Raw genomic sequence first — 21,599 nt, 5'->3', positions numbered from 1 at the left:
GAGGCATGAAAGCAGATTACGGCTCGACTATCAGATGTGCGGAACGAGAATTTCCGGTTTCTTTTCCTTCTGGAAACTCTCGATGAGTTCGGCGTCCACCCGACGATAATAGGTATCTTCGATCGGGCTGTTCAGCAACGAGTGATCGAACTTGTCATCGTAATCGAGCACTTGCCGGTCCAGCTCGTTCGCGTCGTTGAACATCCGCTCCTGCTCGGAAGCGCCGATACGACCAGCGGTGAAGCGGGTGCAGTAATATTTCGGCATAACGCCGGTTTTCTTGAGTTCTTCTTCCATCAACTTGAAGTTCAGCGCCATGATCTCGCGCAGTTTACCGGGTTTCGCGCGGAACATCCGTTCGACGAGGTACTTCTTTTGCTCGGTCGGCGCGCTGTCACCCAGCCTCTCGAGCTCGAACTCGCCCTTGCGATGCATGAAGTAGTCGTCCGGCTCCAGGCGGACATACATTTCGTCGCGCGGATTATCGACAATCATGCCGACCGCGGATTCCGCACCATCGAGGAAACTGTCGTTCTTTAACAGCTGATGAAGGAACTTCTCTTCATACTCGGCCATGCTGTCGAATTCGGTGGTGATGATCACGTCGAACGTCTTGCCGTCGCTCTCCGCCTTCACGTACGGCCGGGGATTTACGCCCACAGCTTCACGGGCACCCTCGCACGCGTTCAGAAGGAGCGTGAGGAAAGGCTTTCTGTGCTCCTCGTAGACGGAAACACTTCTTTTGACCTTGATTCTCATAAATTCTCTCCTGGCTTGGTGAGATAAACCCATCACGTGGGTTTCATCGAAGTAACAAGGATCCAGTCAGCCCTCAACCGTTTTTAGGACGAGATTCCGATGCAAAAAGAGTTGGCAGAGAGTTTGGACGGCTGCCCGTAGCCGCAGGGTTGCAACGGAGTGCATGTTTACTTCGCATACACGCGCGCGGGTCATCTTTTCATCTGGCAGCGCTGCCGCGCCCAAAATTCCGTTGCGGTACTCCAGGCGTACGCGTATGCCGTGCTTTGCAACTACTGTTCTTCATTAGAGGCATTTTTGTCGATCCGCGCAACAATTGATGGGTATCTGAAAGACCCTTTAACCGCGCGGATGTGGGCCGCAACTAAGGCGGCGGGGTCCGTTAGATCCATTTCGGTTGATATAACGCATATCTGCAATCTGCGGTGCAAAGGATGCTATTTCTTCGCCGAAGCCTTGGATGATGTCGGGGAGGCCGACGACGACACATTGGCCGAATTCATCCAGCGTGAGAAATCCAGGGGTATCAACTTCGTAACCGTCATCGGCGGCGAGCCGAGCCTGCGCCCCGATCGTCTGAGGAAACTGGCCAAAGCGTTTCGGATCATGGTCGTCACCAACGGCCTGCGTTCGATTCCGCGCGAGGGGCTGGAAGACATTACGATCGCCGTTTCGATGTGGGGCGACCGGGCCACCGATCGCGAACTGCGCGGCTATGGAAAGATCGACATCTTCGATCGCGCTTTGAAAAATTTCGCCGGCGACGACCGGGCGCGCTGGTACATTACCCTGCCTGCGAAACCGCCGGCAGAAACCGTGGAAGTCGTGGATGCCTGCGTGGCCAATGGCCAGCTGGTCGCATTCAACTTTTATGGCGATCTCCAGGGTCTTGGGGACGATCTGAGCCACGCCGGCGGTTTCGATCCGGCGTATCGCTTCGTCGACCGGATGATCGATCGCCATCCTCAGGCGATCTGCATGTCGCGCTATATAAATGAGGTCGTGACCAGCGGCAGGATGCTAGGCGAATCCTGGGGCTATGACGTGTGCGGCAGCGTGTCGGTTGATGCTCCGCAGAATGCTGGCCGCCTGCGCAACGGCAAGAGCTACAACCCTTTCTTCAACGCCTATGGCCCTGATCTCGGCGAACCGCGGCGGTGCTGCGTCGGTGATTCGCGTGATTGCAGCACGTGCTTCGACGTCTGGGCGCATCTCTCGTGGATCGGCATGGCGATGGAGAAGCACCTCGCCAGCCACGCGGATTTCTTCTCCTGGCTGTCCACAATGACGGTGTTCTATGGAGCGTGCGGATTGATCCCGGCAGCAGAATTCACCGAGATGCTGCCGCGGATCCATGCGCGGTCAAAAGCCCATTCCGGCGATGGGGCGGGATCCGCTGGCCTGCAGCAGCGCGAATATGCGAGCGTGGGGATTTGATGACACTCGCCTTGCGCATGATCACCTTCGAGTGGCGGCGTTACTCTGCGGCGATACTCTCCATAGCGTTTTGCTGCGCCTTGATCATCTGTTTCACTGGTCTGTTCAGCGGCGTCTCGGAATCGTATTCGCGGCTGACGAACTCGACCCCTGCCGATCTTGTCGTGCTGGACCGGAACGCGAAAAGTTGGTTCGATGCAGGCGACATACCCAAGCGCTTGCTGCCCGCCATTATGACGGCGCCGGGTGTGACGGAGGTGGCCGACCTTCCCGTGCACGGCGCCGATTGGAGCGCCGTCTCCGACGAGGGGATCGAGGAGGGCGGATCGCGGACCGGCGTTCTGGTCGCAGCGATCGATGTCGCGGCCGGCTCGCTGACGATGCCGAAATCGTTCAGCGAGCGGACGATCGCCGGGCTGCAAATGCCGCTGACCGTCGCCATCGACCGGACCAGTTTCCGCAAGCTTGATGCCAGGCTCGGCGGCAAGGCGGCGATCAACGGCCGGGTCGTGACCGTCGCCGGGATTGCGGACGGATTCCCCAACGCCAACGGCAGGGCGATCGTGTTCGCTTCGCGCCGTACGGCGGAGGAGATCGGGTTGCTGAATCCTGCGGACCTGCACGTCAACGCGTTGCTGGTCAGAGTGGCTCAGGGCACGGACCTCGGGACCGTGGGTGAACGGATCGAGCGCCAGGTCGACGGTGCGGTGCGCGCGTGGGAAAAGGATGAACTGGCGCGGGCCAATCAGTCCGATCTGTTCTTGAACGGCGGCATTCTGGGCATCGTCCTGATATTCCTGGTAAGCTTCGGCGCGCTCGTCGGGTCCGTCATCGCCTGGCAGACGCTCAAGGGAGCGATCGCCGCGCGGCTCGCCGAGTTCGGAGCGCTGCTGGCGCTCGGGGTGCCGATGAACGCTTTGCGGTTGATCGTGATCGAGCTCAGCCTCTGGTTGGTTGCGTTCGGATATCTTGCGGCGGTGGCGATTTTCCTGGCGGTGTCGCTGATCGCCAAGCGGATAGGTTTGCCGATGGCCTATCCCGTGTGGCCGTTTTTCATCATCTTCGTGGTGTCGCTGGTCATCGCCGTCATTGCCGCCGTTATGTCGATCCAGTTGCTAAAGCGGTCGGACCCTGCGGAATTGCTGAGATGACCGCGGCCAATTCCGATCGGCAGCCTGCCATCCGGGCAACCGGCCTAGTGAAGTCCTACACGACGGGCGGAGAGCGTACCGTCGTGCTTTCCGGGGTCGACTTCGAGGCCATGGCCGGAGAGATGACGATGGTGATTGGCCCCTCCGGGTCGGGGAAATCGACGCTGTTGGCGGCGGTGTCCGGGCTGCTCAGGCCGGAGAGCGGTGAAGTGAATGCGCTCGGCGAAGACCTCTGGCGTATGCCGCCTAGCCGCATCGATGCGTTTCGCCTTCGACATTGCGGTTTCGTCTTTCAGGGCTTCAATTTGTTTCCCGCCTTGAATGCCGTCGAACAGGTCGCACTCGTCGTACGTTATCTCGGCTTCAGCCGAACAGACGCGCGCGAGCGCGCGCGCGCGGCGCTGGACGAAGTCGGCCTGAGCGGCAAGCTCGCCCTCCGTCCGGCGGAGATGTCCGGCGGCGAGAAGCAGCGGGTGGCGATCGCGCGCGCATTGGTGAAGGAGCCGAGCCTGGTCTTCGCAGACGAGCCGAGTTCGGCCCTGGACTCGGAAAATGCCGCCCGGATCATCGAATTGCTGCGCGTTGCATCGCGAAACCGCAACGCCGCCGTTATAGTCGTCACTCATGATACCAAGCTTCAGCAAAGCGCCGACCGGATCGTGGAAATGGCCGACGGCCGAGTCGTTCAAACCAAGCGCTTTCCCGCCTGAAGCCACTGTCGGAGAATGAGAGCTTTCGCGATCCTCCCGGCACTCTGCATTCTCGGCGCCTGCTCGAACGAGGTGCCTGGTGAAGGGACTTTCGTGCCGGCCAAGACCATGGGCCGGTCGGCCGCCGTGGCTAATGGCCGCGTCGATGTCGAAGGTGGATTGATCGCGGCGGCCGCCAAGACGCCGGGAACCGTCTCCGCCATCTATGTCCAGGAGGGCGAAAGGGTAACCAAAGGCCAGCCCCTGGCGCAGCTCGAATTCGACGGACAGGCGATCGCGGTCACCGAAAGCGAGGCCGACATCGCGCTTGCCAGGACGAAGCTCGACCAGGCGAGGCTGGAAGCGACGGCCAAGGCTCGCGAATATTCCAGACTGGACAGCCTGCGGGGCAAGCGCGCCGTGGCCGGCGTCACCGCCGACCTGGCAAGGGATGACGCAAATCTGGCCCGGCTGCGCGTGCGCGAATCGGAAGCCGCGCTGGCCAAGGCGCGCGCGGCTATGCGCAGAGCGGTTTTCGAGCGCGATCAGAGGCTGGTCAGATCCCCGGCCGACGGAACCGTTGCACAGAGCTTCGCATCGGTAGGGACGGGGGTCTCGACCCTCAACGTATCGGTCCTCTTCACGATCGTCCCGAACACGCCGCGCATCGTGCGCGCCGAAGTCACGGAAACGGCCTTGCGATCCATCCGCGCCGGGCAGGCAGTCAAAATCTCGCCGGAGAACGAGCGGTCGGCCAGCATCTCCGGCACGGTAAAGCGGATCGCGCCGATATTCGGAGCGCGTCGCCTGCAATCGGATCAGGCCAGCCAGCTCACCGACGAACGTGTGGTCGAGGTGATCGTCCAGACCAGGAGCACGGATATGCTGATCGGCCAGCGCGTGCTCGTGCGGTTCGAATGATCCGCGGGCACGGCCGAGGCGCCAGCGCGAGACACGGATCGGTAAAGGACGGTGAGCAGAGAGTCCGCGTATCGCCGGCCAGGGTCTGTCCAGTCTAACGAGGTCGTCTTATTGCATCAGGATGCTGTTGCAGTTATGGTGATAGAGTTCTGGAGAGAATAGGCTAATCTCCCAAAATTGAGCGTTTGTTCTTGGCCGACGTGTGGTGTGGCCGCACTGAACCTGCGGTATCCTTAGTGTGATTCCGATAACAGAGGAGAGGCAAATGACTGGTTCCTCGAACGCAGGAAAAACCGGCACCGTGGAGGTGTCCGGTTTTGGCGATTTGAACATCCTGGATTTCATCGATGCGAAGATGCCGGCAAAAGGCTGGCCTGCAAAGATCAGCATTGGCGGGGCGAGCAAGAATGGTCGCCTGGCTGGCAAGCTCCATTATGTCGATATCGATGGCACCGACGCCGATGCAGTGAACGCGTGCCTGGAGCGCAACACCGAACTGCCGCTGACCGAGATCGATTGTGAGATCGATATAGTGAGGCTTTTCTCCGAGGTGGAACGATTGGACCTGGTGTTGCCGAACACTGCGCGCCTCGCTCAAGATCATGGGATGGCCGTTCGTGGGTAATTCGCGCTCCATTCGTGGGTGATCCGCGGCGCGCCATAGGCACGCCATGTAATGAGCATTGTCCTGGAGAGCGGCGAAGCGGGTTTGCGGCCGTCGCTCTTCTGCGGCAATCGACTTCGCATACGGCGATCGTATTGAGGTGACCATGCTACCCAGGTCATGGCGTAAGCATAAGGCCAAGCTGGCCATCCGGATGAACACGGTCATCCGGCGAATCTTCCGGATCGGCCCGATGTTCGTGCTGGCCCGCTTCCGAACCTATCGTATCGCCTACAGCCGCGTGCAGCGCTTCCGCCAATCTGCCGGTCTGTTCGGTCGCGAATGGGACCGCGAGCGCGAAACGTCGTTCCGGCCACGGCATGATAGCATCTTCCACGGATTCGATGCAGATCGCAGCGTCGAAGAGCTTCGAAAAGACGGCGTTTCGCTGGGCCTCGATCTTCCCGCGGATCTGGTCACGGAGATCCATAGTCTGGCAGGTCGGCTCCCGTTGCAGAACTCGGTTCGGTCGAGACCGTTCCTCAAATCCGAGGTGGCGGAGGGCGGGCGTCTGGCAGACGGTGAGATGGTGACCCTGGGCACGGCTTACAAACGAAGAAAGCGCCAGCTTCTCAAGCATGAGTGCGTCTCCCGGATTGTCAACGATCCCCTGATCCTTGAGATCGTCAGCCAGTATCTGGGATATTCGCCCAGACGACTAAGCGACCTGGAGCTATATTGGAGCTTCGCGACCAAGCTCAGCCCGGAAGAGCAGATGAGACAGGGAAATGCGATCGACTATCACTTCGATCTTCACGGTCACAACTTCATAATGGTCGCTTTCTACATCACCGACACCGATCGAACGTCAGGCGCGCACGTGATGTTCAAGCACTCGCATAAGAAAAAAACCTGGCCCATGCTGTTCAGCTATTCGCAACCGGTGGAAGTGCTGCAGCGATATTATGGAAGCGAGAACGAGACGATCATAGAGGGCAAGGCGGGAAGCGGGTTCTTGATGGACAACTCCACCTATCATCGCGCGACGACCCCGGAGTCGGCTGACCGGCTGCTCCTCCGTCTCGTCTATACCTGAGGAAAACCCGCGATGAAAGGCAGTCGGCACCTGTCGTAGGTCGCGGAACTACGGAGCTATCGATTGGTCGCAGGGACCTTTGTCGGCGGCTCGGCGTCGTCGACCAGCTGGCCCAACTGGCCAGCTGCGCGCGCTTGCCGTCCATAGACCAGCTCGAACAGTGGCGAGGCCATGAAGGTGGTCACGACCGCCATCAGCGCCAGGATCGAAAACAGTTCGACCCCGATCAGTCCCTGCTGAAGGCCGATATTGATGATGATAAGCTCCATCAGTCCGCGTGCGTTCATCAGCGCGCCGATGCCGAGCGCGGTGCGATTGTCCTGACCGGTAAGCCGCGCCGCCGCCCAACAGGCGCCGAACTTCGCCGAGATCGACGCCCCAAGTATTGCCACGGCGATCACGAACAGCGCGGGATCGCTCATCACATCGAGTTTGGTGTTGAGCCCGGAATAGGTGAAAAAAACCGGCACGAGCAGGACGGTGGTGACCGGCTCCAGCTTGGCACGGATTTCCTGGACGAAACGGCCGCGCGGCATGGCCGTGCCCAGTAGAAACCCGCCGAACACGGCATGCATTCCCGCCGAATCCATCGCGAAAGCGGACAGCAGAAACAGCATCAGCACCGCGCCGAGCAACCCGTTGTCGACCCCGCCCCGCGCCTCGACTGCCGGTGCGAAACGGGCGAACAGCCGCGGCCCGGCAAGAACCATGAACGCCGCAAAGGCCAGTGCACCGCCGATCGCCTTGATCGCGACGCCCGCACCCGCGCCGAGCGTCGCCAACACGACCGCCAGCACGGCCCAGGCGCAGGCGTCGTCGATAGCTCCCGCCGATAACGACAGCGTGCCGAGCGGGGATCGCGAGACGCCACGTTCGTGAATGATGCGTGCCAGCATCGGAAAAGCCGTGATTGCCATACACGCGCCCAGGAACAACGTCGCCTCGGCCTTCGATATGCGGGGCGCGAACAGCCCTTCGCTCAGGAGCCATGGCGCCAGCCCCATTGCCATCACGAAAGGCGCCGCCACCCCCGACAGAGAAATCGCGGCGGCACTGCCAAGGTTGCTGCGGAAATGGTCGCGGTCGAACCCGAGTCCGACAAGGAACATATAGAGACCGATTCCCAGCTGGGCGATGACGAAGAGGATCGGCTTCGACTGAGCGGGGAAAAGCAGCGCGCTGAGACCCGGTAGCGCCAATCCTAGGAGCGAGGGCCCAAGCAGAACGCCGGCGATCATCTCACCGACAACCTGTGGCTGACCCAGGAAGCGCTGGCAGAACCAGCCCACCATGCGCGCTACCGCAACAATTACGAATAGCTGGATGAAGAAGGCGATGCTCAGTTCTGCCGGCGTCAAAGATCTTTTCCTTCCTAGCATATCTTCATTAGCAGTTTGACGCCGACCGGCAAGGTTAGCCGGCAGAGATTTCCTTGCCGTTGCTTTGCGTTCGCGGACCTATCCCGGCGAGCTTCCGAGCCCACACCCCTCCACCGACAAACCGACGCAGAAGTCAGCATCGCCACATAGAGGCGACGCAATCCGCCTTCCGGCGCTGGGTATGGGATGTAAGGCCCAATCGCAGCGGCATCGGCCCGGTGCGCTGGTTGATCGATTCAGAAGCGCATGTTCAGGCGTTCCTCTGGGCTGCGCTCGAGCCGCGCTTCGGCGAGCATCTCGTCGACGGGCAATATCTCCCGGGCCTCGCCGCGGCGGCAGGGACTCAATACCGATGGCGGTGTGACATTGACCGCCACGATGATAGGATCGCGACCTTCCCGGGGGTGCTTGCCATGCAGGACCAGGAACAGCGGCACGCGTCGCCGACGGATCGCGAGACGTTCGCCTGCCCGACGCTGGCGACAGGCCCGCGGCACGCCTCGCTCGTGCAATTGTCGACGGCGCTGAACGCGGCACCGTCGGTCGCACGAACCATGGCTGCCGCCCGGCTCCTCCAGAGCGCGCCGCGTCAACCGGTGCAGCGCGTGGTGATCGATGCGAAACGCCCAGGCTGGAAGCTCGACAGGTTCGACGACAAGGATCAGATCTATACCGATCTCGCCGGTCGTCTCGGCTATGGCGACGCGAAGATAGAAGAGTTCGAGAAGAGTTTCCCCCATCTCCATGCTGACTATGTCGTGCCGGAAAATGTCCGGGTCGACATCGGCGTCATGGCCGAGCAGGCCATTCTCGGCACGATCCGCCTGCCGGCGGCGTTGAACAAGGTGAGTGCCGGGCGCCAGGCCGTGGGCAGCGTCATCGATGCAGCGTCAAGCGCTCTGCACGCCGCCAAGGTGACGTTCGTGGTCCAGGGCAGCGGCGCGCAGATGCTGCTCGGCGCCGCGCCCTATACCGCGCCCGACGATGTCGACATCATCGTCAGCAATATGGCGGCGGGCAGCCAGGCATTGCGTGCCGCCGGATTCGTCGAACTGATGGATGACATGAAGGAGAACGCCGCCGCAGCCGGGGCAGCGGGAGGCGCCGCCGGCAACAGCGCCGGCGCGCGGGCCGCTGTGTCCGTCGCCACGGGAAAGACCGAAGGCGGCAGCCTTGTCGTGCGCAAGTTCAGACACGGCCCGACGGGCAAGACGGTAGATCTGGTGATGGAAGGCGAAATCGGGCCGACCATCAAATCTCTCGGCCGCGAGGACATGGACGGCATGACGGTTCTGTCGCCGTTCGAGGCAATCAAGGGGATCAACCATCGTATCCGGATAAAAGGGAAGCGGCCGAAGGACATCGAGGCATTGATCGTCCTCGCCACCAAAAATCGCTTCGCCTTTTCCGCGGAGCAACGGGGGGAGGTCGAGGCGATCGTGCGCGAGCTTCTCGGCGAAAAGGCGATTCCCGCCATCTTCGCCAAATAGCGGGCGCTTGGCAGTGCTCCGGACTCGGCGCATATTGTGGATCGCCCATTGCAGGATGCACCATGGCAGACCTCTTTTTATCCGACAGCATGTTGCATCCGCTTGGTCAGCTGAGATGATCGCCCGCGCCGAAGCGCACGATCCCCACCGCACGCCGGCAGCGGGATGAGCGGCTATGCTGATCCGCAACGCAAGGGCATGGCTGGCTCAGGCGCTGCATCGTCCGCCACCGGCAACCTCATTGCCGGCGAACTCGATAGCGCGCGATCGGTCGAGTCCCTCGTCGCGACGAGTCGGCTGCTCAACGCGCGTCCCGCGGTCGTGGCGCTGCGGGCCATGGCCGGCACTCTCACGCGGCAACCGCGCGAGGTCGATAGCATGGCCGTCCCCAGGACCGCCGTTGCGCCAGTCCAGTTGATGAACGCTCAGCCACCCGACGAGGAGGAATGGGGTCCGTTTCAGAGCGCGGACGATCAACAGGTTGCCGAAGACGAGTGGGGTCCGTTTCAGGGCGCGGGCGATCAACAGGTTGCCGAAGACGAGTGGGGTCCGTTTCAGGGCGCGGGCGATCAACAGATTGCCGAAGATGAATGGGGTCCGTTTCAGGGCGGCGGCGTAGCCGCGGTCGCAGCCCCTCCGGTACCGAATTTGCATGCCGGCCATGGGCTCGAGGTCGGCATTGGCGCGCATCTCGCCGCCAACGGGCCGATGTACACCACCAGCCTGTTCAACTGCATTGCGCTGCTTGCCTATGATCCGCAAACGCCGCTGGCATGCCTCTACCATTGGAACACCGGGGGTGGTGCGTTCGAGATGGACGACGGCCAGGAAGACGAGGATGGCGAGATGCAGTATGGGCTGGTGCCCAGTGAGCCCGGCATCGCCGCCGCCAAGGCGATCGTCGACGGCGGGGCGCCGGGGGCGACCGCCTATCACGCCGTGTTCGGCAGATCATGGGGCGATGCCGAACTCGCGCCGCGACGTGCTGCGTTCGAGGCGGCACTGACCCATGCCTTCCCTGGCATCACGATCTTCGCCACCCCGCATGGCAGCGCACGCTGGGTCGCGCCCAATCTCACAGGCTATTGAGAACCGGGGGTTCGATGACCCCCTATCCCCCGCCCCTTCCCGGGGGGAGATGATCGGCGGGGGTGGTTCTTAGGGTGCCTTATTGCTGCTGTTGCTGGTTTGCCCGCTCGACCAGCGCCTTTTCATGCGCTCCGGTCGGGCGCGGTGAGTGCCGCATCTGGCGGCAGTCGTCGACCCGCATCCTGGTGCATACCGGATATTCGCGGGTGTCTCTTGGCCGGGCGGCGGCGGGGGTGATGCACGCCGCGTCGACGATGGCACCGGTCAGCAGGATCGCGCCGACCAGGGCGGCGGCCCGACGTGTGGTGTTGCGATGGTTCAACATGGAACTACTCCTTCTTCAGGAGGTGTTGCGCGAGTCTCAGGCAGACATGTCTGCGGCTCGTGACCCGTCCTTCACGACTCGCTGCATCAATGCAGCAGGCATAGAATCGACCCGGGACCTGACACGCGCCTTACAACGGTCCGCTTTTCGCCAATGTCCGGCAATATGGAGAGAAATTAAGATACCCGTCACCTCGCCGCGGCTGTGCGCGGTTCATGGTCCGGCTGATGGAGGCGCTCGATGCTCACTCTCAAGGAAGGTCGGCCGAGGCGTGCCGTCTCCCCGCGCGGGATTGCCGCATGCGCCCATGGTGCTCACCTGGCGGATGGAATCGTGACTCAGGATGAGCGCGGGATCGACCATGCCCGGTGCCGGCATTGTGGATGTTCGTTGACTCGGGTCCCGACGCTTCGGCGATGGTATCAGTCCGGGACGATGGGATAGCCTTCATGCGCCCGCTGGTGCAGGGAAGTTCATCCCGCCAGCCTGCGGGTTAACGACAATTCACGCGGGGGCCACCCTCCGGACGAATGCCGTGTCCGATAGTGGCGACCGACAGTCCGGCGATGCGATCCGCACCGCCAAGGCTGCCGGTTGGCAAAGGAAATGGTCATGGTGATATCGTTTGGCCGCAAGGCACATATCGCCGCGATGATCCTCGTGCTCGGGTTGGGCGCGCAGACCGTGGCGGCTGATGCCCAGCAGCGGCGCGAGGGCGGCGCGGGGAGCATGTCGATCCAGCGCGGGGGTGAGAGTCGCGACGGCGGCAGCTTCGCCGCGGAACGCTATCGTGAACCGCGCGGCTATGCGCGACCGGTTCAACCGGCCGGCGCCGAAATCCGGCCGCAAAGTCCTGACCGGGCCTATTTGAGCCACAATTTCACGGCCGATCGCCCGGTTCATGTCGGGCCCTATCATGGGCCGCAAGGCTGGCAATATCGCCGATTCCGTTCCGGGCAGGTGCTTCCCGCGATCTTCTGGGCGCCCGAATACCGGCTGCTCGACTATTGGCTGTTCGGGCTCGACATTCCACCGGTCGGCTATGAATGGATTCGCTACGGCCCGGATGCGCTGCTCATCGATCTGGACACCGGCCAGATCGTGCAGGTGGTCTATGGCAATTTCCTGTAGGGTCAGTCGCCTTGCGCGAGCGACACGTTGAGCCGGAGGACGACGCGCAGCCCAGGCGCATTGTCCTCCAGGGCAAGGTCGCCATGGTGCAACCCGGCGGTCGCCTCGACCAGTGCGAGCCCGAGGCCCGAGCCCCCGATGTTGCGAGCCGGGTCGAGCCGGCCGAACCGGCGCAGCGCATCGGCGCGCCGCTCAGGGGGGATTCCGGGGCCGTCGTCCGAGACGGCGATGGTCAGGCCGCCTGGAAACGCAGAGGCGTGGATCAGGATCCTGGTGCCGCCAACGGCATAGTTCAGGGCATTGTCGATGAGATTGCCGATAGCCCGGCTGATCAATTCCCTGTGGATGAAGACCCTTGCCGCGATTTCCACGCGGGTCTCGATCGCAAACCCGCGATCCTCGGCCACTGGGCCGTAGATCTCGGCAAGGTCGTCAAGCAGGGCACCGATGTCGGTCGCGACGAAATGGTCCCTGCCGATCCCGCCCTCGGCCCGGCTGATCAACAGGGCGGTCGTCAGCATCGACAGCAGCGTATCCGCTTCGCACGCCACCCGATCGAGCGCGGCGAGCGCGTCGGGATCGCGGGTTTCGAGCACGGCCCGCTCCAGGACTGATTTGAGGCGGGTGACCGGAGACTTCAGGTCGTGCGCCAGGCCATCGGTAAGAACTCGCAATTCGGAGATCAGCTTCTCGATGCGATCGAGCATGACGTTGATCGCGCGGCCAAGGTCGTCAAAGGCGTCGCCGCTGCCGCGGATCGGTACGCGCTCGGCGAGCGCGCCATCGACAAAGGCTGTGGTGGTTGACGTGATGCGCTTGATCTGGCGCGACAAGACTCGTCCGAGGAGCAGCGCGCTCATCAGAATGAGGCACAGGCCGCCTATCAGCGCGGCCCCGATGACCTCCTCGTTGATCCGCGCGAGACGGATATTGGCCTCGCTGACATGGCCCATCAGCAGCCTAGTGCCGTCGGGTAGCGGTGCCGTGCTTATCCCCATGCGCTCCGGCCGGTCGCTGCCGGTGCGGTATAGCTCGATCTCGCGCCAGTCGGTGCGCGGGGGGACGGTGGTCGGCCAGTCGCCGAGATTCCCGATCAGCGGCGTCCCGTCCGCCGTAGCCAGCAGGATCACCGCGATGCTGTGCCTGGGCGACTGCAGGCGACTGCTGATGAGCCGGGTCAGGCCGAGTTGCCCGCCGTCGCGATAGGCGTCGAGAAGCTCGTCGCGAAGGTCGTAGACTGACTGGCGCTGCTCCTCGGCAAGCGCCCCTTCGCTCGCCTGCCGGACGAACAGGAGGCTGCCCCCGATGATGGCGATCTGGAAGACGAAGGCGAGGAGGACGAACCGGGCAACCGTCGATCGGGGGATCAGGTGCCAGGACGCCGCCATTCAGGCGCCCAGCCCGAGCCGGTAGCCTGATCCGCGCACGGTATGGAGCAGCGGGCGCTCGCTGCCGTCGTCGATCTTGCGACGCAGGCGGCTGATATGGACGTCGATGACGTTGGTGCCCGGATCGAAATGATAATCCCAGACACCTTCGAGCAGCATGGTGCGGGTCACGACCTGATCGATGTGGCGGAGGAAATATTCTAGCAGCCGGAACTCGCGCGGCTGCAGTTCGATCGGCCTGTCGCCGCGGTGGACCTTGCGCGACAGCAGCTCCATCTCGAGATCGTCGCAGCTGAGCTTGGTGACGATCGCGACGCCGGTGCCGCGGCTGCGCACGAGCAGCCGCACCCGCGCGAGCAGCTCGGCAAAGGCGAAAGGCTTCACGAGATAGTCGTCCGAGCCGCCGGTCAATCCGCTCACCCGGTCCTCGGGCGATCCGAGCGCCGACAGGATGATGACGGGCGTTTCGATCCTGGCCGCGCGCAAGGCCTGCAAGACGGCCATGCCGTCCATGCCCGGAATCATGCGATCCAGGATGACGGCGTCGTAGCTTCCGTCGCTGGCGAGGAAGAAACCGTCGCGGCCGTTGCCGGCACGGTCGACCGTGAAGCCCTCCTCGGTCATGCCCTTGACGATATAGGCCGCGGTCGCTTCGTCGTCCTCCACCAGCAACAATTTATGCCCCATGGCTCTCTCCCGATCGCTTCAATGCCATGCGGCGCATATGGCGGTCGTGCAGGATCGTCAGGGTGACGATTGGCCTCCGGTCGTGCCGCATATACGCCACCGCGTCATTCAAGCCTTTGATCGGATGGTAATCGATCGCGGTGATATTGTCGCCGACCGAAATGCCGGCCTCGACCGCTGCTCCGTTCGATCGGCGGCTGGTGACGACCAGGCCATGCGCGGGCGGTACTGCCTCCTCGACGGTCATGCCAGGCAGCACGCTGACCGTCGTCGACGCGGGAGCTAAGTTCTTGAGGGCCCGGCGCCCGACATGGGTCGTGAGCAGCATGAGCGCGCCTGCGATCGGCACGAGGCCGAGCAGGCCGATCAGCCACCGAACGGAAAGGCGCGTGTGCTGGTGAGTCATGTCACGGACAGGTCGGCCGGAGAATCCGCTGCGTCATCGCGAGGGAGCGGGGCGGTCGCTGGAGGATGCATGTCGCTATTTGTCACGTCGCCTTGATCCCGCGACCCGTCCAGGGGCTCATGTGGATGAGCCCCTGGACGGGTCGTACCTCCGAGCCGTACTTCCGACCCAGCCTCTATTACTTCGCGGGTGCTGCCACCGGAGGAGTCGTCGCCATCGCCGCCCGATGATGGTGGCGATGATGACGATGGTGGTGGTGATGCCTCATGCGACGATGATGTCTTCCCGCCCGGTGATGGTGCCTGCCCCAGCGATGGTGTCGTGCCGAGCGATCGTGGCGCATCCCGGTCGCGCTGCGCTGCATGCAGCCGTCAGTCACGGTTTTCGAGCAGATCGGAACGTTGCCGGCAGCGGGGGCTTCCGCCTGGCTGGCTTGTAGCGCCATCGGGGCTGCGCTGGCCGCCGTCGCCATGCCGAGGGACAATGCCGAGAGAATCAACAGCAATTTCATCTCACTCTCCATCTCAGTTGCGGGGGAGGCGGGGCCTCCCCGATCGCACGGGATGTATGATCGTTTTCAGTACTTCAGTCACATTAACCTTTGGTCATGATTGATTAATGGAATTTCGGCCTGCGGATTTGACAAAAAATCTATGGATTGCTTCGATATATTGTGTTGATCTTACAGTATTTGAGAAAGATTTGTGCGGTTTTGTCTGCATTTTCGCTATAGCATTAATTGCTATGCTCAATAATATTGAATGGACAATGACGGCGTGCACTAAAAAAAGAGTGTGCGTAGAGAAACTGAGGAATCTCTATTTCCTGCACAAGGGAAGACGCTCGTTCCATATGGCCGTTGATGGCCCTGTATCTCTCCATGGAGGGGGCCGGAGCCGTCGGCTGCGGGTCGAGCCATCGCCGATATCGTTGCGAGCGAGTCGCAAATAACCTAGGCGGAGGCGTCGGCCCGGCTCACCGGGGCGTGAATCGCCTGCGGTGCGGATGCCCGAGCGCTGGGGCCGAATGGATGGACAGGCGTTGTGAGTGCATGGGAACCTTCGCCACAATCCTCCGGTGCGTTGCGCATCGGCTGGCTGTTGCTTGGATTCCTTTTCGTCGCCCTCGGCATCATCGGCGCGCTATTGCCGCTGATGCCGACCACCATCTTCCTGATCCTGGCGGCGGGCTGTTTCGCGCGCTCCTCGCCGCGTCTTGAGGCGAGGCTGCTCGACCATCCCCGCTTCGGTCCAACCTTGCGTGCCTGGCGCGCGGATCGGTCGATTCCCCGACGGGGCAAGATCGGGGCGTGTATCGGCATGGCCGTGGGGCTGGTGCTGTTCACCATCGGCGTACACCCCGGGATGGTCGTGCTCTGCCTGGTCTCGATCGCGCTGCTGCTGTGCGCCGCGTGGATCGTGACTCGCCCGGCTGGCTAAGACGGATCGACGTTCATCATCGGCCTGTCGGCAGCGCACTATGGTTCGCGCAGAGGCGCGGAGGACGCTGAGCCAGTCCGGCCAGCTTGCGACAATCAGCCTGCCCGCAACAGGCAGCTTACCAGCATGCGATGGTCGAATTCGGAAATGAACTCCGTGTTCTCTGCGCGAACCATTTTCGTTGCTGCAATCGGGCCAATGACGTGAAAGTCGATCCGAATTAGTCGGCGGGCAGCGGCTCGACGCGGAACCAGTCGGCATCGATCCAGCCGCGCTGCGCGTCCGGCGCGGCGCGAGTGAAGGTGAACAGTGCCGGGCGCGATCCCTTCCACCAGGAGAAGCGCGCGAGCTGGATCGCGTCGCCCATCGGCGTGAAGGCCTTGCCGTCGAGGCTGTAGCTGTAGCGGACGGTCTGCCCGGTGCCGATCTCGGCGCGGAGCTGGAGGGCCTTTGCCGCGATCGTCGGGCCGGGCGTCTCGTCGCCTTCGGAGGCGAGGGTGATCCGGGCGATACCCTTGTCGCGCACTACGCCGATCCAGCTCGGGCGAACGCCGAACAGGGACAGACCGCCGCGCTGGCCGTCCTTCATGCCGCTGATGTCGATCCGCGTCGTGATCCGGCTCGGGCCCTGCAATATCTGGGTCAGGGTATTGCGCGCGGTGACGAGATGCTCGGCGTGGCCGGCGGTCAGGCGGAGATAGCCGGGACGTCGGGCGAGGCTCCACGCCGTATTGTCGGGATTGTGGTTCCACTCCCATTGCGGGCCGAGCGTACGCGCGGTGAATTCGTCCGAATCCTGCAGCCGGTCGCTGGTCGGCGCGGTGCCGGTATCGGGCATGGCATGGGCCGCGACCGGCTGGCCGCTGGTCTTGCCGGGGATCGGATCGCCCATCACCGGCCAGTCGTCGACCCAGCTGACCGGCTGGAGATGGACGATGCGGCCGAACGCGCCGGTCGAGTTGAAATGCGCGAACCAGCCCTGGCCCGATGGCGTCTCGACCCAGCCGCCCTGGTGCGGGCCTTCCAGTTTCGTGCTGCCCTGTTCGAGCACGACGCGCCATTCATAGGGGCCGCGAATGTCGCGAGATCGCAGCGCGACCTGCGATCCCTTTTCCACCCCGCCGATCGGCGCGAAGATATAGTAATAGCCATTCCGCTTGTAGAATTTGGGGCCTTCAAGGATCGGCAGATTGGCCTTGTCCTCGACGATCACCGTGCCGGCATCGAGCACGCGGGTGCCGTCGGCGCTCATCTTGTGAAGGATCAGCGGCCCCGCGCCATGGCGCGAATGGACCAGCCAGGCCTGGCCGTCGTCATCCCAGATCGGGCAGGGATCTTCCAGCAAGGGCTGGTCGATCACCTTGATGGGTTTGGCCCATGGCCCTTCAGCGCGTGCCGCGGTGGACATGAAGATGCCTTCGTCCGGCGTCGCCCAATAGACGTAGAATCTGCCCTCATGATGCCTGATCGAGGGCGCCCAGACGCCGCCGGCATAGCGCGTGCCGCCGACCGGTTTGGAGATCTTGTCGGTCAGCATGTGCGGACCGGGCATGTCGTATTCGGGCGCGAAATCGAGCTTCGGCAGGACATGGCCGATGATCGTCCAGTGGACGAGGTCGCGCGACTTCAGGATCGGAATGCCCGGCGAGAAATGGAAGCTCGAGGCGACCATATAATAGTCGCGGCCGACCCGGCTCATGTCCGGGTCCGAATAATCGGCGAACAGGATCGGGTTGCTATAGGTCGCCCGTTCCGGTGCGGCCGCGCTGGTCATTGGCGCGAGCAGGCCGATCGCAGCGAGGGAAAGCAGTGCGCCTTTCATAGCGCAATGCCGTTGCCATAGCCGATGACGATAGTGGCGAGCACCAGCAGCCCGACGCCGGCCCATACCGTGGCGCGGACCCGTGGCGCGGCATCCTTCCATTCGCGGAAGGCGAAGCCCCAGAGCGTGCCGAAGATGATGATCGACGCCATGTGCAGCGTCCAGGAGGAGAAGCCGAAGCGCCCCATCTGGCTCTCGCCCATCGTGTAGAAGAAGAACTGGAAATACCAGGCGGTGCCGGCGACCGCGCAGAGCAGGAAATTGGCGAGCAGGGGGGCGCCGGCCGCGGCGCCGCCGCCGACCCACTGGCCGGCGCTGCGGTTCTTCACGATCAGCCAGGCGCACCAGATGGCATTGGTGATGAGGCCGCCGAACATGACGAGGCAGAGGATGGGCAGGCCGGTCCAGAGCGGGCCGGTACCGGCCGCCGCCGACAGCGCCTTGATCGGCTCGCCCGCGGCAAGGCCGAAGGCGAAGCAGGACGACATGATGCCGGAGAAGACAGCGACCGCGATGCCCTTGCGAAAATCGAACTCGGCGACCGCCGCTGCCTTCTGCTCCGGGGAGAGCGCCGCATCCTTGCGCGCGCCGGCCATGGCGACGACGATGATCCCGGCCATGGTGATAACCAAGCCGAGCAAAATGATGTTGCCGCTTGGCGTGTCGAGCAGCTTGGCGGCGAAATCGCCCTGGAACAGCGGCGGAATAAGGGTGCCGAACACGGTACACAGGCCCAGTACCACCGCCATGCCGAGCGACAGGCCGAGATAGCGCATGGTGAGGCCATAGGTCAGGCCACCAAAGCCCCAGAGCATGCCGAAGACGATCGGCCAGACGATCACCGGCAGGGGCGCGGCGCCGAGCACGCCGAGCAGGTCGCTGGTCTGGATGCTGGCGAAGAACCACGGCGCGAGCAGCCAGGAGAAGATGCCGCCCGTCAGCCAGTAGATCTCCCACGACCAGCGCTTCACCGAGCGATAGGGGACGTAGAAGCTGGCGGAGGAAAGGCCGCCCAGCCAGTGGAAGAGCACACCGAGCAGCGGATTGGCGTTCATGTGTTTCTCCCGGGGGCTGGTGCAGCGAGCTTGTCTGTTGGCGTCATGCCGGACTTGTTCCGGCATCCACTCTGCGGCGCGGCGCAGCGCTTGTTCCGTGAAAGCGGCGCTCGAACACCGGTGAACCCCGGAACAAGTACGGGGTGACGGGCGCGGGCGAGTCCGGCTCTAAACATCCAGCCCGAGCCGGTAGATACGGTTGGCATTCCGCGCGAACAGCGCGCGTCGCTCGCCCTCGCTGAAATCAGCGATCGCATCCGCCAGCGCATCCAGGGTCGTGTCGAAATCGGCGAACAGCCGGTCGGTCGGGAAATTGCTCGCGATCATCGCGCGGCCGGTGCCGAAGAGGTCGATCGTTTCGCGGACCCGGTCGCGCACCGCTATGGCGGTGAACGGACGATAGACGAAACCCAGGCCGGAAATCTTGATCGAGACATGGGGCAATGCCGCGATCGTCTTCATCGCCGCGCGCCAGTTCGCATCGCCGTCGACGCCCATGCCGGTGTGGTTGACGATCACGGGCGTTTCGGGATGTCGCTCGATCAGCCTGGCAAGCCCGGCGACCTGGTCGGGATAGGCCTGCAGGTCGAACGACAGGCCATATTTCGCGAGAAGGCCAAACCCGCGCGCCCAGGCCTCGTCGCCGGTCAGGTCGCGCGGCGTATAAGTGCGATTCGGGTCTTTGTGCCAGTTCACGATATGGCGGATGCCGCGCACGTTGCGGCGGCGGCTATGGTCGGCCAGCAGCGCCCCGACGCTAGGATCGTCCAGCGAGGCATTTGCGACGATGCCGTTGGGCATGCCGCGCACATCCGCCATGTCCTGCAACCAGTCGGTCTCGGCGAGAGGATTGGCCGCGCCTGCGTCGAGATGGACCATGCCGACGACATTCCAGCCGGCCGCCTCGGCCAGATAGTCGTCGAGCAGATGGTCTCGCGCGATGGACTGCGTATTGCCGTTGGGCCCTGCGTCGCCGAACGGCGGCGACAGCCAGGCATAGCGATCCCGGGACAGGTCCCAGAGATGCACATGAGCATCGATGAACGGCAGGTCGCGCAATCATTCTCTCCCGGTTCCGTCCCGGCCGTTGCCGGTGGCGGCTGCTGAGGCCGTCGATCAGAAGGTGGTCCTGCCCCCCGAGGTGTCGAAGGTTGAGGCAGTGGTGAAGCTGCACTCCTCGGACGCCATGAAGCAGACCATTGCCGCGGTTTCGTGGACCTCGCCGAGCCGGCCCATCGGAATCTTCGATCGCATATAATCGACCTGGCTCTGCGGGAGCTGGTCGAGGATCGGGCTTTCGAAGGTCGCGGGGGTGATGGCGTTGGCGATCACGCCGCGCGTCGCCAGTTCCTTGCCGAGCGACTTGGTCAGGCCGATCACGCCCGCCTTGGACGCCGAATAGGCGGAGGCGTTGGGGTTGCCTTCCTTGCCGGCGACCGAGGCGACGTTGACGATCCGGCCATAGCCGCTCGCCACCATGTGCGGCACGACCGCGCGGCAGCAATAGAACAGGCCGTTGAGGTTGACGTTGATCACGTTCAGCCAGCTCTCGACCGGATAGCTGTCGACCGGCGCGGTGGCGCCGGTGATGCCAGCCGAATTGACCAAGATGTCGATATGGCCGAGCAGCGCCAGGCTCTCAGCCGCGGCGCGCTCGACCGCCGCATTGTCGGCCACGTCGAACGCGATCGCGTCGCTGGTGCCGACATCGGCCTTGGCTTCTTCAAGTCCCCCGGGATGGAGATCCCACAGCATCACACGCCCGCCCTCGGCGGTGATCCGACGCGCGACCTCGCGGCCGAGCCCGGATGCGCCGCCGGTGACGATCGCCGTCCGTCCTTCGAAACGTCCCTGGTACAACGTCACGCGGCGGCTCCGTTCCGGTTCCAGGCGACGACCTGCTGGCGCTGCCGGCCAAGCTTTTCGATGCCGAGTTCGATTACGTCGCCCGCCTTGAGATACCAGGGGTCGGGCTTCTGCCCCATGCCAACCCCCTTTGGCGTACCGGTGGTGATGATGTCGCCCGGCTCGAGCGTCACGAACTCGCTGAGATAGGAGACGATCTTCGCCACGCTGAAGATCATCGTGCTGCTGCTGCCGTCCTGGACTCGCTTGCCGTTGACCTCGAGCCACATGCCGAGATCCTGCACGTTGCCGACCTCGTCCTTGGTCACCAGCCACGGGCCGACCGGCCCGAAGGTGTCGCAACCCTTGCCTTTGTCCCAGGTGCCGCCGCGCTCGAGCTGGAACGCGCGCTCGGACACGTCGTTGATCGTGCAATAGCCGGCGACATGGTCGAGCGCCGCGTCCTCGGTGACATAGGAGGCGCGGGTGCCGATCACGACGCCGAGTTCGACCTCCCAGTCGGTCTTTTCTGAACCGCGCGGGATCATCACCGGATCGTTCGGTCCCTGCAGGCACGAGATCGCCTTGGTGAAGAAGACAGGCTCGGGCGGCTCGGGCAGGTTGGATTCGGCGGCATGCTCCGAGAAGTTCAGGCCGATCGCGATGAATTTGCGCGTCCCGGCGACAGGGGTGCCGTAGCGCGGCGATCCCTCGACCAGCGGCAGCGACGCCGGATCGATCGCCGCAAGCTTCGCCAGGCCCTCGGGCGAGAGCTCGGCGGCGGCGATGTCGGCGACATGACCGGAAAGGTCGCGGATATTCCCCTCGCCGTCGAGCAAGCCGGGCTTTTCCTGGCCGGCGGGGCCGTAACGCAGCAATTTCATCG

Annotated in this window: 22 protein-coding genes; 10 read left to right on the top strand and 12 right to left on the bottom strand. The window is 63.4% G+C overall.

Translation table 11 applies throughout. The annotated features are described in order from the left end of the window. Positions 1-30: 30 nt before the first annotated feature. Positions 31-759: a hypothetical protein gene (locus NDN01_RS19870; RefSeq protein WP_272623564.1), complete on the bottom strand. Its 729-nt coding sequence runs from the start codon at positions 757-759 to the stop codon at positions 31-33. Between the two features lie 297 nt (positions 760-1,056). Here NDN01_RS19870 and NDN01_RS19865 point away from each other — a divergent pair, with 297 nt between their 5' ends. From NDN01_RS19865 to NDN01_RS19840, 6 genes are all read left to right on the top strand, one after another. Beyond that, the gene (locus NDN01_RS19865) at positions 1,057-2,196 is read left to right on the top strand and encodes a radical SAM protein (protein WP_272623562.1); all 1,140 of its coding nucleotides are present in this window, start codon (positions 1,057-1,059) and stop codon (positions 2,194-2,196) included. Then, a complete protein-coding gene (locus tag NDN01_RS19860) occupies positions 2,196-3,347 on the top strand; it encodes an ABC transporter permease (RefSeq protein WP_272623560.1) in 1,152 nt (383 codons plus the stop codon). The genes NDN01_RS19865 and NDN01_RS19860 overlap by 1 nt, the downstream gene beginning before the upstream one ends. Beyond that, the gene (locus NDN01_RS19855) at positions 3,344-4,057 is read left to right on the top strand and encodes an ABC transporter ATP-binding protein (protein WP_272623558.1); all 714 of its coding nucleotides are present in this window, start codon (positions 3,344-3,346) and stop codon (positions 4,055-4,057) included. Before NDN01_RS19860 ends, NDN01_RS19855 begins: the two co-directional genes overlap by 4 nt. Positions 4,058-4,072: 15 nt before the next feature. After that, positions 4,073-4,957, top strand: coding sequence for an HlyD family secretion protein (locus tag NDN01_RS19850; protein ID WP_272623556.1), 885 nt, complete (start codon positions 4,073-4,075; stop codon positions 4,955-4,957). Between the two features lie 265 nt (positions 4,958-5,222). Further along, positions 5,223-5,582, top strand: a complete 360-nt coding sequence (locus NDN01_RS19845) for a hypothetical protein (protein ID WP_272623555.1) — start codon at positions 5,223-5,225, stop codon at positions 5,580-5,582. Positions 5,583-5,775: 193 nt separating this feature from the next. Continuing rightward, entirely contained in the window at positions 5,776-6,657 is an 882-nt protein-coding gene (locus NDN01_RS19840; protein ID WP_272623554.1) for a phytanoyl-CoA dioxygenase family protein, read from the top strand. A gap of 56 nt (positions 6,658-6,713) precedes the next feature. Here NDN01_RS19840 and NDN01_RS19835 read toward each other — a convergent pair whose 3' ends face one another. After that, positions 6,714-8,015, bottom strand: coding sequence for a cation:proton antiporter (locus tag NDN01_RS19835; RefSeq protein ID WP_272623553.1), 1,302 nt, complete (start codon positions 8,013-8,015; stop codon positions 6,714-6,716). A 248-nt stretch (positions 8,016-8,263) separates the two neighbouring features. On the opposite strand from NDN01_RS19835, the gene NDN01_RS19830 reads away from it, so the two are divergent. Beyond that, complete coding sequence (locus tag NDN01_RS19830) at positions 8,264-9,526, top strand: hypothetical protein (RefSeq protein WP_272623551.1); 1,263 nt, start codon at positions 8,264-8,266, stop codon at positions 9,524-9,526. A 165-nt stretch (positions 9,527-9,691) separates the two neighbouring features. Next, positions 9,692-10,615: a hypothetical protein gene (locus NDN01_RS19825; RefSeq protein WP_272623550.1), complete on the top strand. Its 924-nt coding sequence runs from the start codon at positions 9,692-9,694 to the stop codon at positions 10,613-10,615. Between the two features lie 79 nt (positions 10,616-10,694). Here NDN01_RS19825 and NDN01_RS19820 read toward each other — a convergent pair whose 3' ends face one another. Next, positions 10,695-10,940, bottom strand: a complete 246-nt coding sequence (locus NDN01_RS19820) for a hypothetical protein (protein ID WP_272623548.1) — start codon at positions 10,938-10,940, stop codon at positions 10,695-10,697. Positions 10,941-11,552: 612 nt separating this feature from the next. Between NDN01_RS19820 and NDN01_RS19815 the strand changes: the two genes are divergently transcribed. After that, a complete protein-coding gene (locus NDN01_RS19815; protein WP_272623545.1) occupies positions 11,553-12,071 on the top strand; it encodes an RcnB family protein in 519 nt (172 codons plus the stop codon). Positions 12,072-12,073: 2 nt separating this feature from the next. Here NDN01_RS19815 and NDN01_RS19810 read toward each other — a convergent pair whose 3' ends face one another. The 4 genes from NDN01_RS19810 to NDN01_RS19795 form a co-directional block, all read right to left on the bottom strand. Beyond that, on the bottom strand, positions 12,074-13,459 hold the full coding sequence (locus tag NDN01_RS19810) for a sensor histidine kinase (RefSeq protein WP_272623543.1): 1,386 nt from the start codon (positions 13,457-13,459) through the stop codon (positions 12,074-12,076). Further along, entirely contained in the window at positions 13,460-14,146 is a 687-nt protein-coding gene (locus tag NDN01_RS19805; RefSeq protein WP_272623541.1) for a winged helix-turn-helix domain-containing protein, read from the bottom strand. Beyond that, on the bottom strand, positions 14,136-14,552 hold the full coding sequence (locus NDN01_RS19800; protein ID WP_272623539.1) for a PDZ domain-containing protein: 417 nt from the start codon (positions 14,550-14,552) through the stop codon (positions 14,136-14,138). Before NDN01_RS19800 ends, NDN01_RS19805 begins: the two co-directional genes overlap by 11 nt. A gap of 178 nt (positions 14,553-14,730) precedes the next feature. Beyond that, entirely contained in the window at positions 14,731-15,063 is a 333-nt protein-coding gene (locus tag NDN01_RS19795) for a hypothetical protein (protein ID WP_272623537.1), read from the bottom strand. Positions 15,064-15,595: 532 nt separating this feature from the next. Here NDN01_RS19795 and NDN01_RS19790 point away from each other — a divergent pair. Next, entirely contained in the window at positions 15,596-15,991 is a 396-nt protein-coding gene (locus tag NDN01_RS19790; RefSeq protein WP_272623534.1) for a YbaN family protein, read from the top strand. Positions 15,992-16,211: 220 nt separating this feature from the next. On the opposite strand, the gene NDN01_RS19785 is transcribed toward NDN01_RS19790, so the two are convergent. The 5 genes from NDN01_RS19785 to NDN01_RS19765 form a co-directional block, all read right to left on the bottom strand. After that, a complete protein-coding gene (locus NDN01_RS19785) occupies positions 16,212-17,813 on the bottom strand; it encodes a glycoside hydrolase family 43 protein (RefSeq protein ID WP_272623532.1) in 1,602 nt (533 codons plus the stop codon). Next, positions 17,810-18,868: an L-rhamnose/proton symporter RhaT gene (rhaT, locus tag NDN01_RS19780; RefSeq protein ID WP_272623530.1), complete on the bottom strand. Its 1,059-nt coding sequence runs from the start codon at positions 18,866-18,868 to the stop codon at positions 17,810-17,812. The genes NDN01_RS19785 and rhaT overlap by 4 nt, the downstream gene beginning before the upstream one ends. 168 nt (positions 18,869-19,036) lie before the next feature. Further along, entirely contained in the window at positions 19,037-19,927 is an 891-nt protein-coding gene (locus NDN01_RS19775) for an amidohydrolase family protein (protein ID WP_272623528.1), read from the bottom strand. 57 nt (positions 19,928-19,984) lie between these two features. Then, positions 19,985-20,734 carry an SDR family NAD(P)-dependent oxidoreductase gene (locus NDN01_RS19770; protein ID WP_272623526.1) on the bottom strand — a complete coding sequence of 250 codons (750 nt, stop codon included), beginning with the start codon at positions 20,732-20,734 and terminating at the stop codon, positions 19,985-19,987. Then, positions 20,731-21,597 carry a fumarylacetoacetate hydrolase family protein gene (locus NDN01_RS19765; RefSeq protein ID WP_272623524.1) on the bottom strand — a complete coding sequence of 289 codons (867 nt, stop codon included), beginning with the start codon at positions 21,595-21,597 and terminating at the stop codon, positions 20,731-20,733. The genes NDN01_RS19770 and NDN01_RS19765 overlap by 4 nt, the downstream gene beginning before the upstream one ends. Positions 21,598-21,599 lie beyond the last annotated feature (2 nt).

This window comes from Sphingomonas sp. QA11, from assembly GCF_028473665.1.
GTDB classification, from domain to species: domain Bacteria; phylum Pseudomonadota; class Alphaproteobacteria; order Sphingomonadales; family Sphingomonadaceae; genus Sphingomonas; species Sphingomonas phytovorans.
This window is presented reverse-complemented; position numbering and strand designations above follow the sequence as displayed.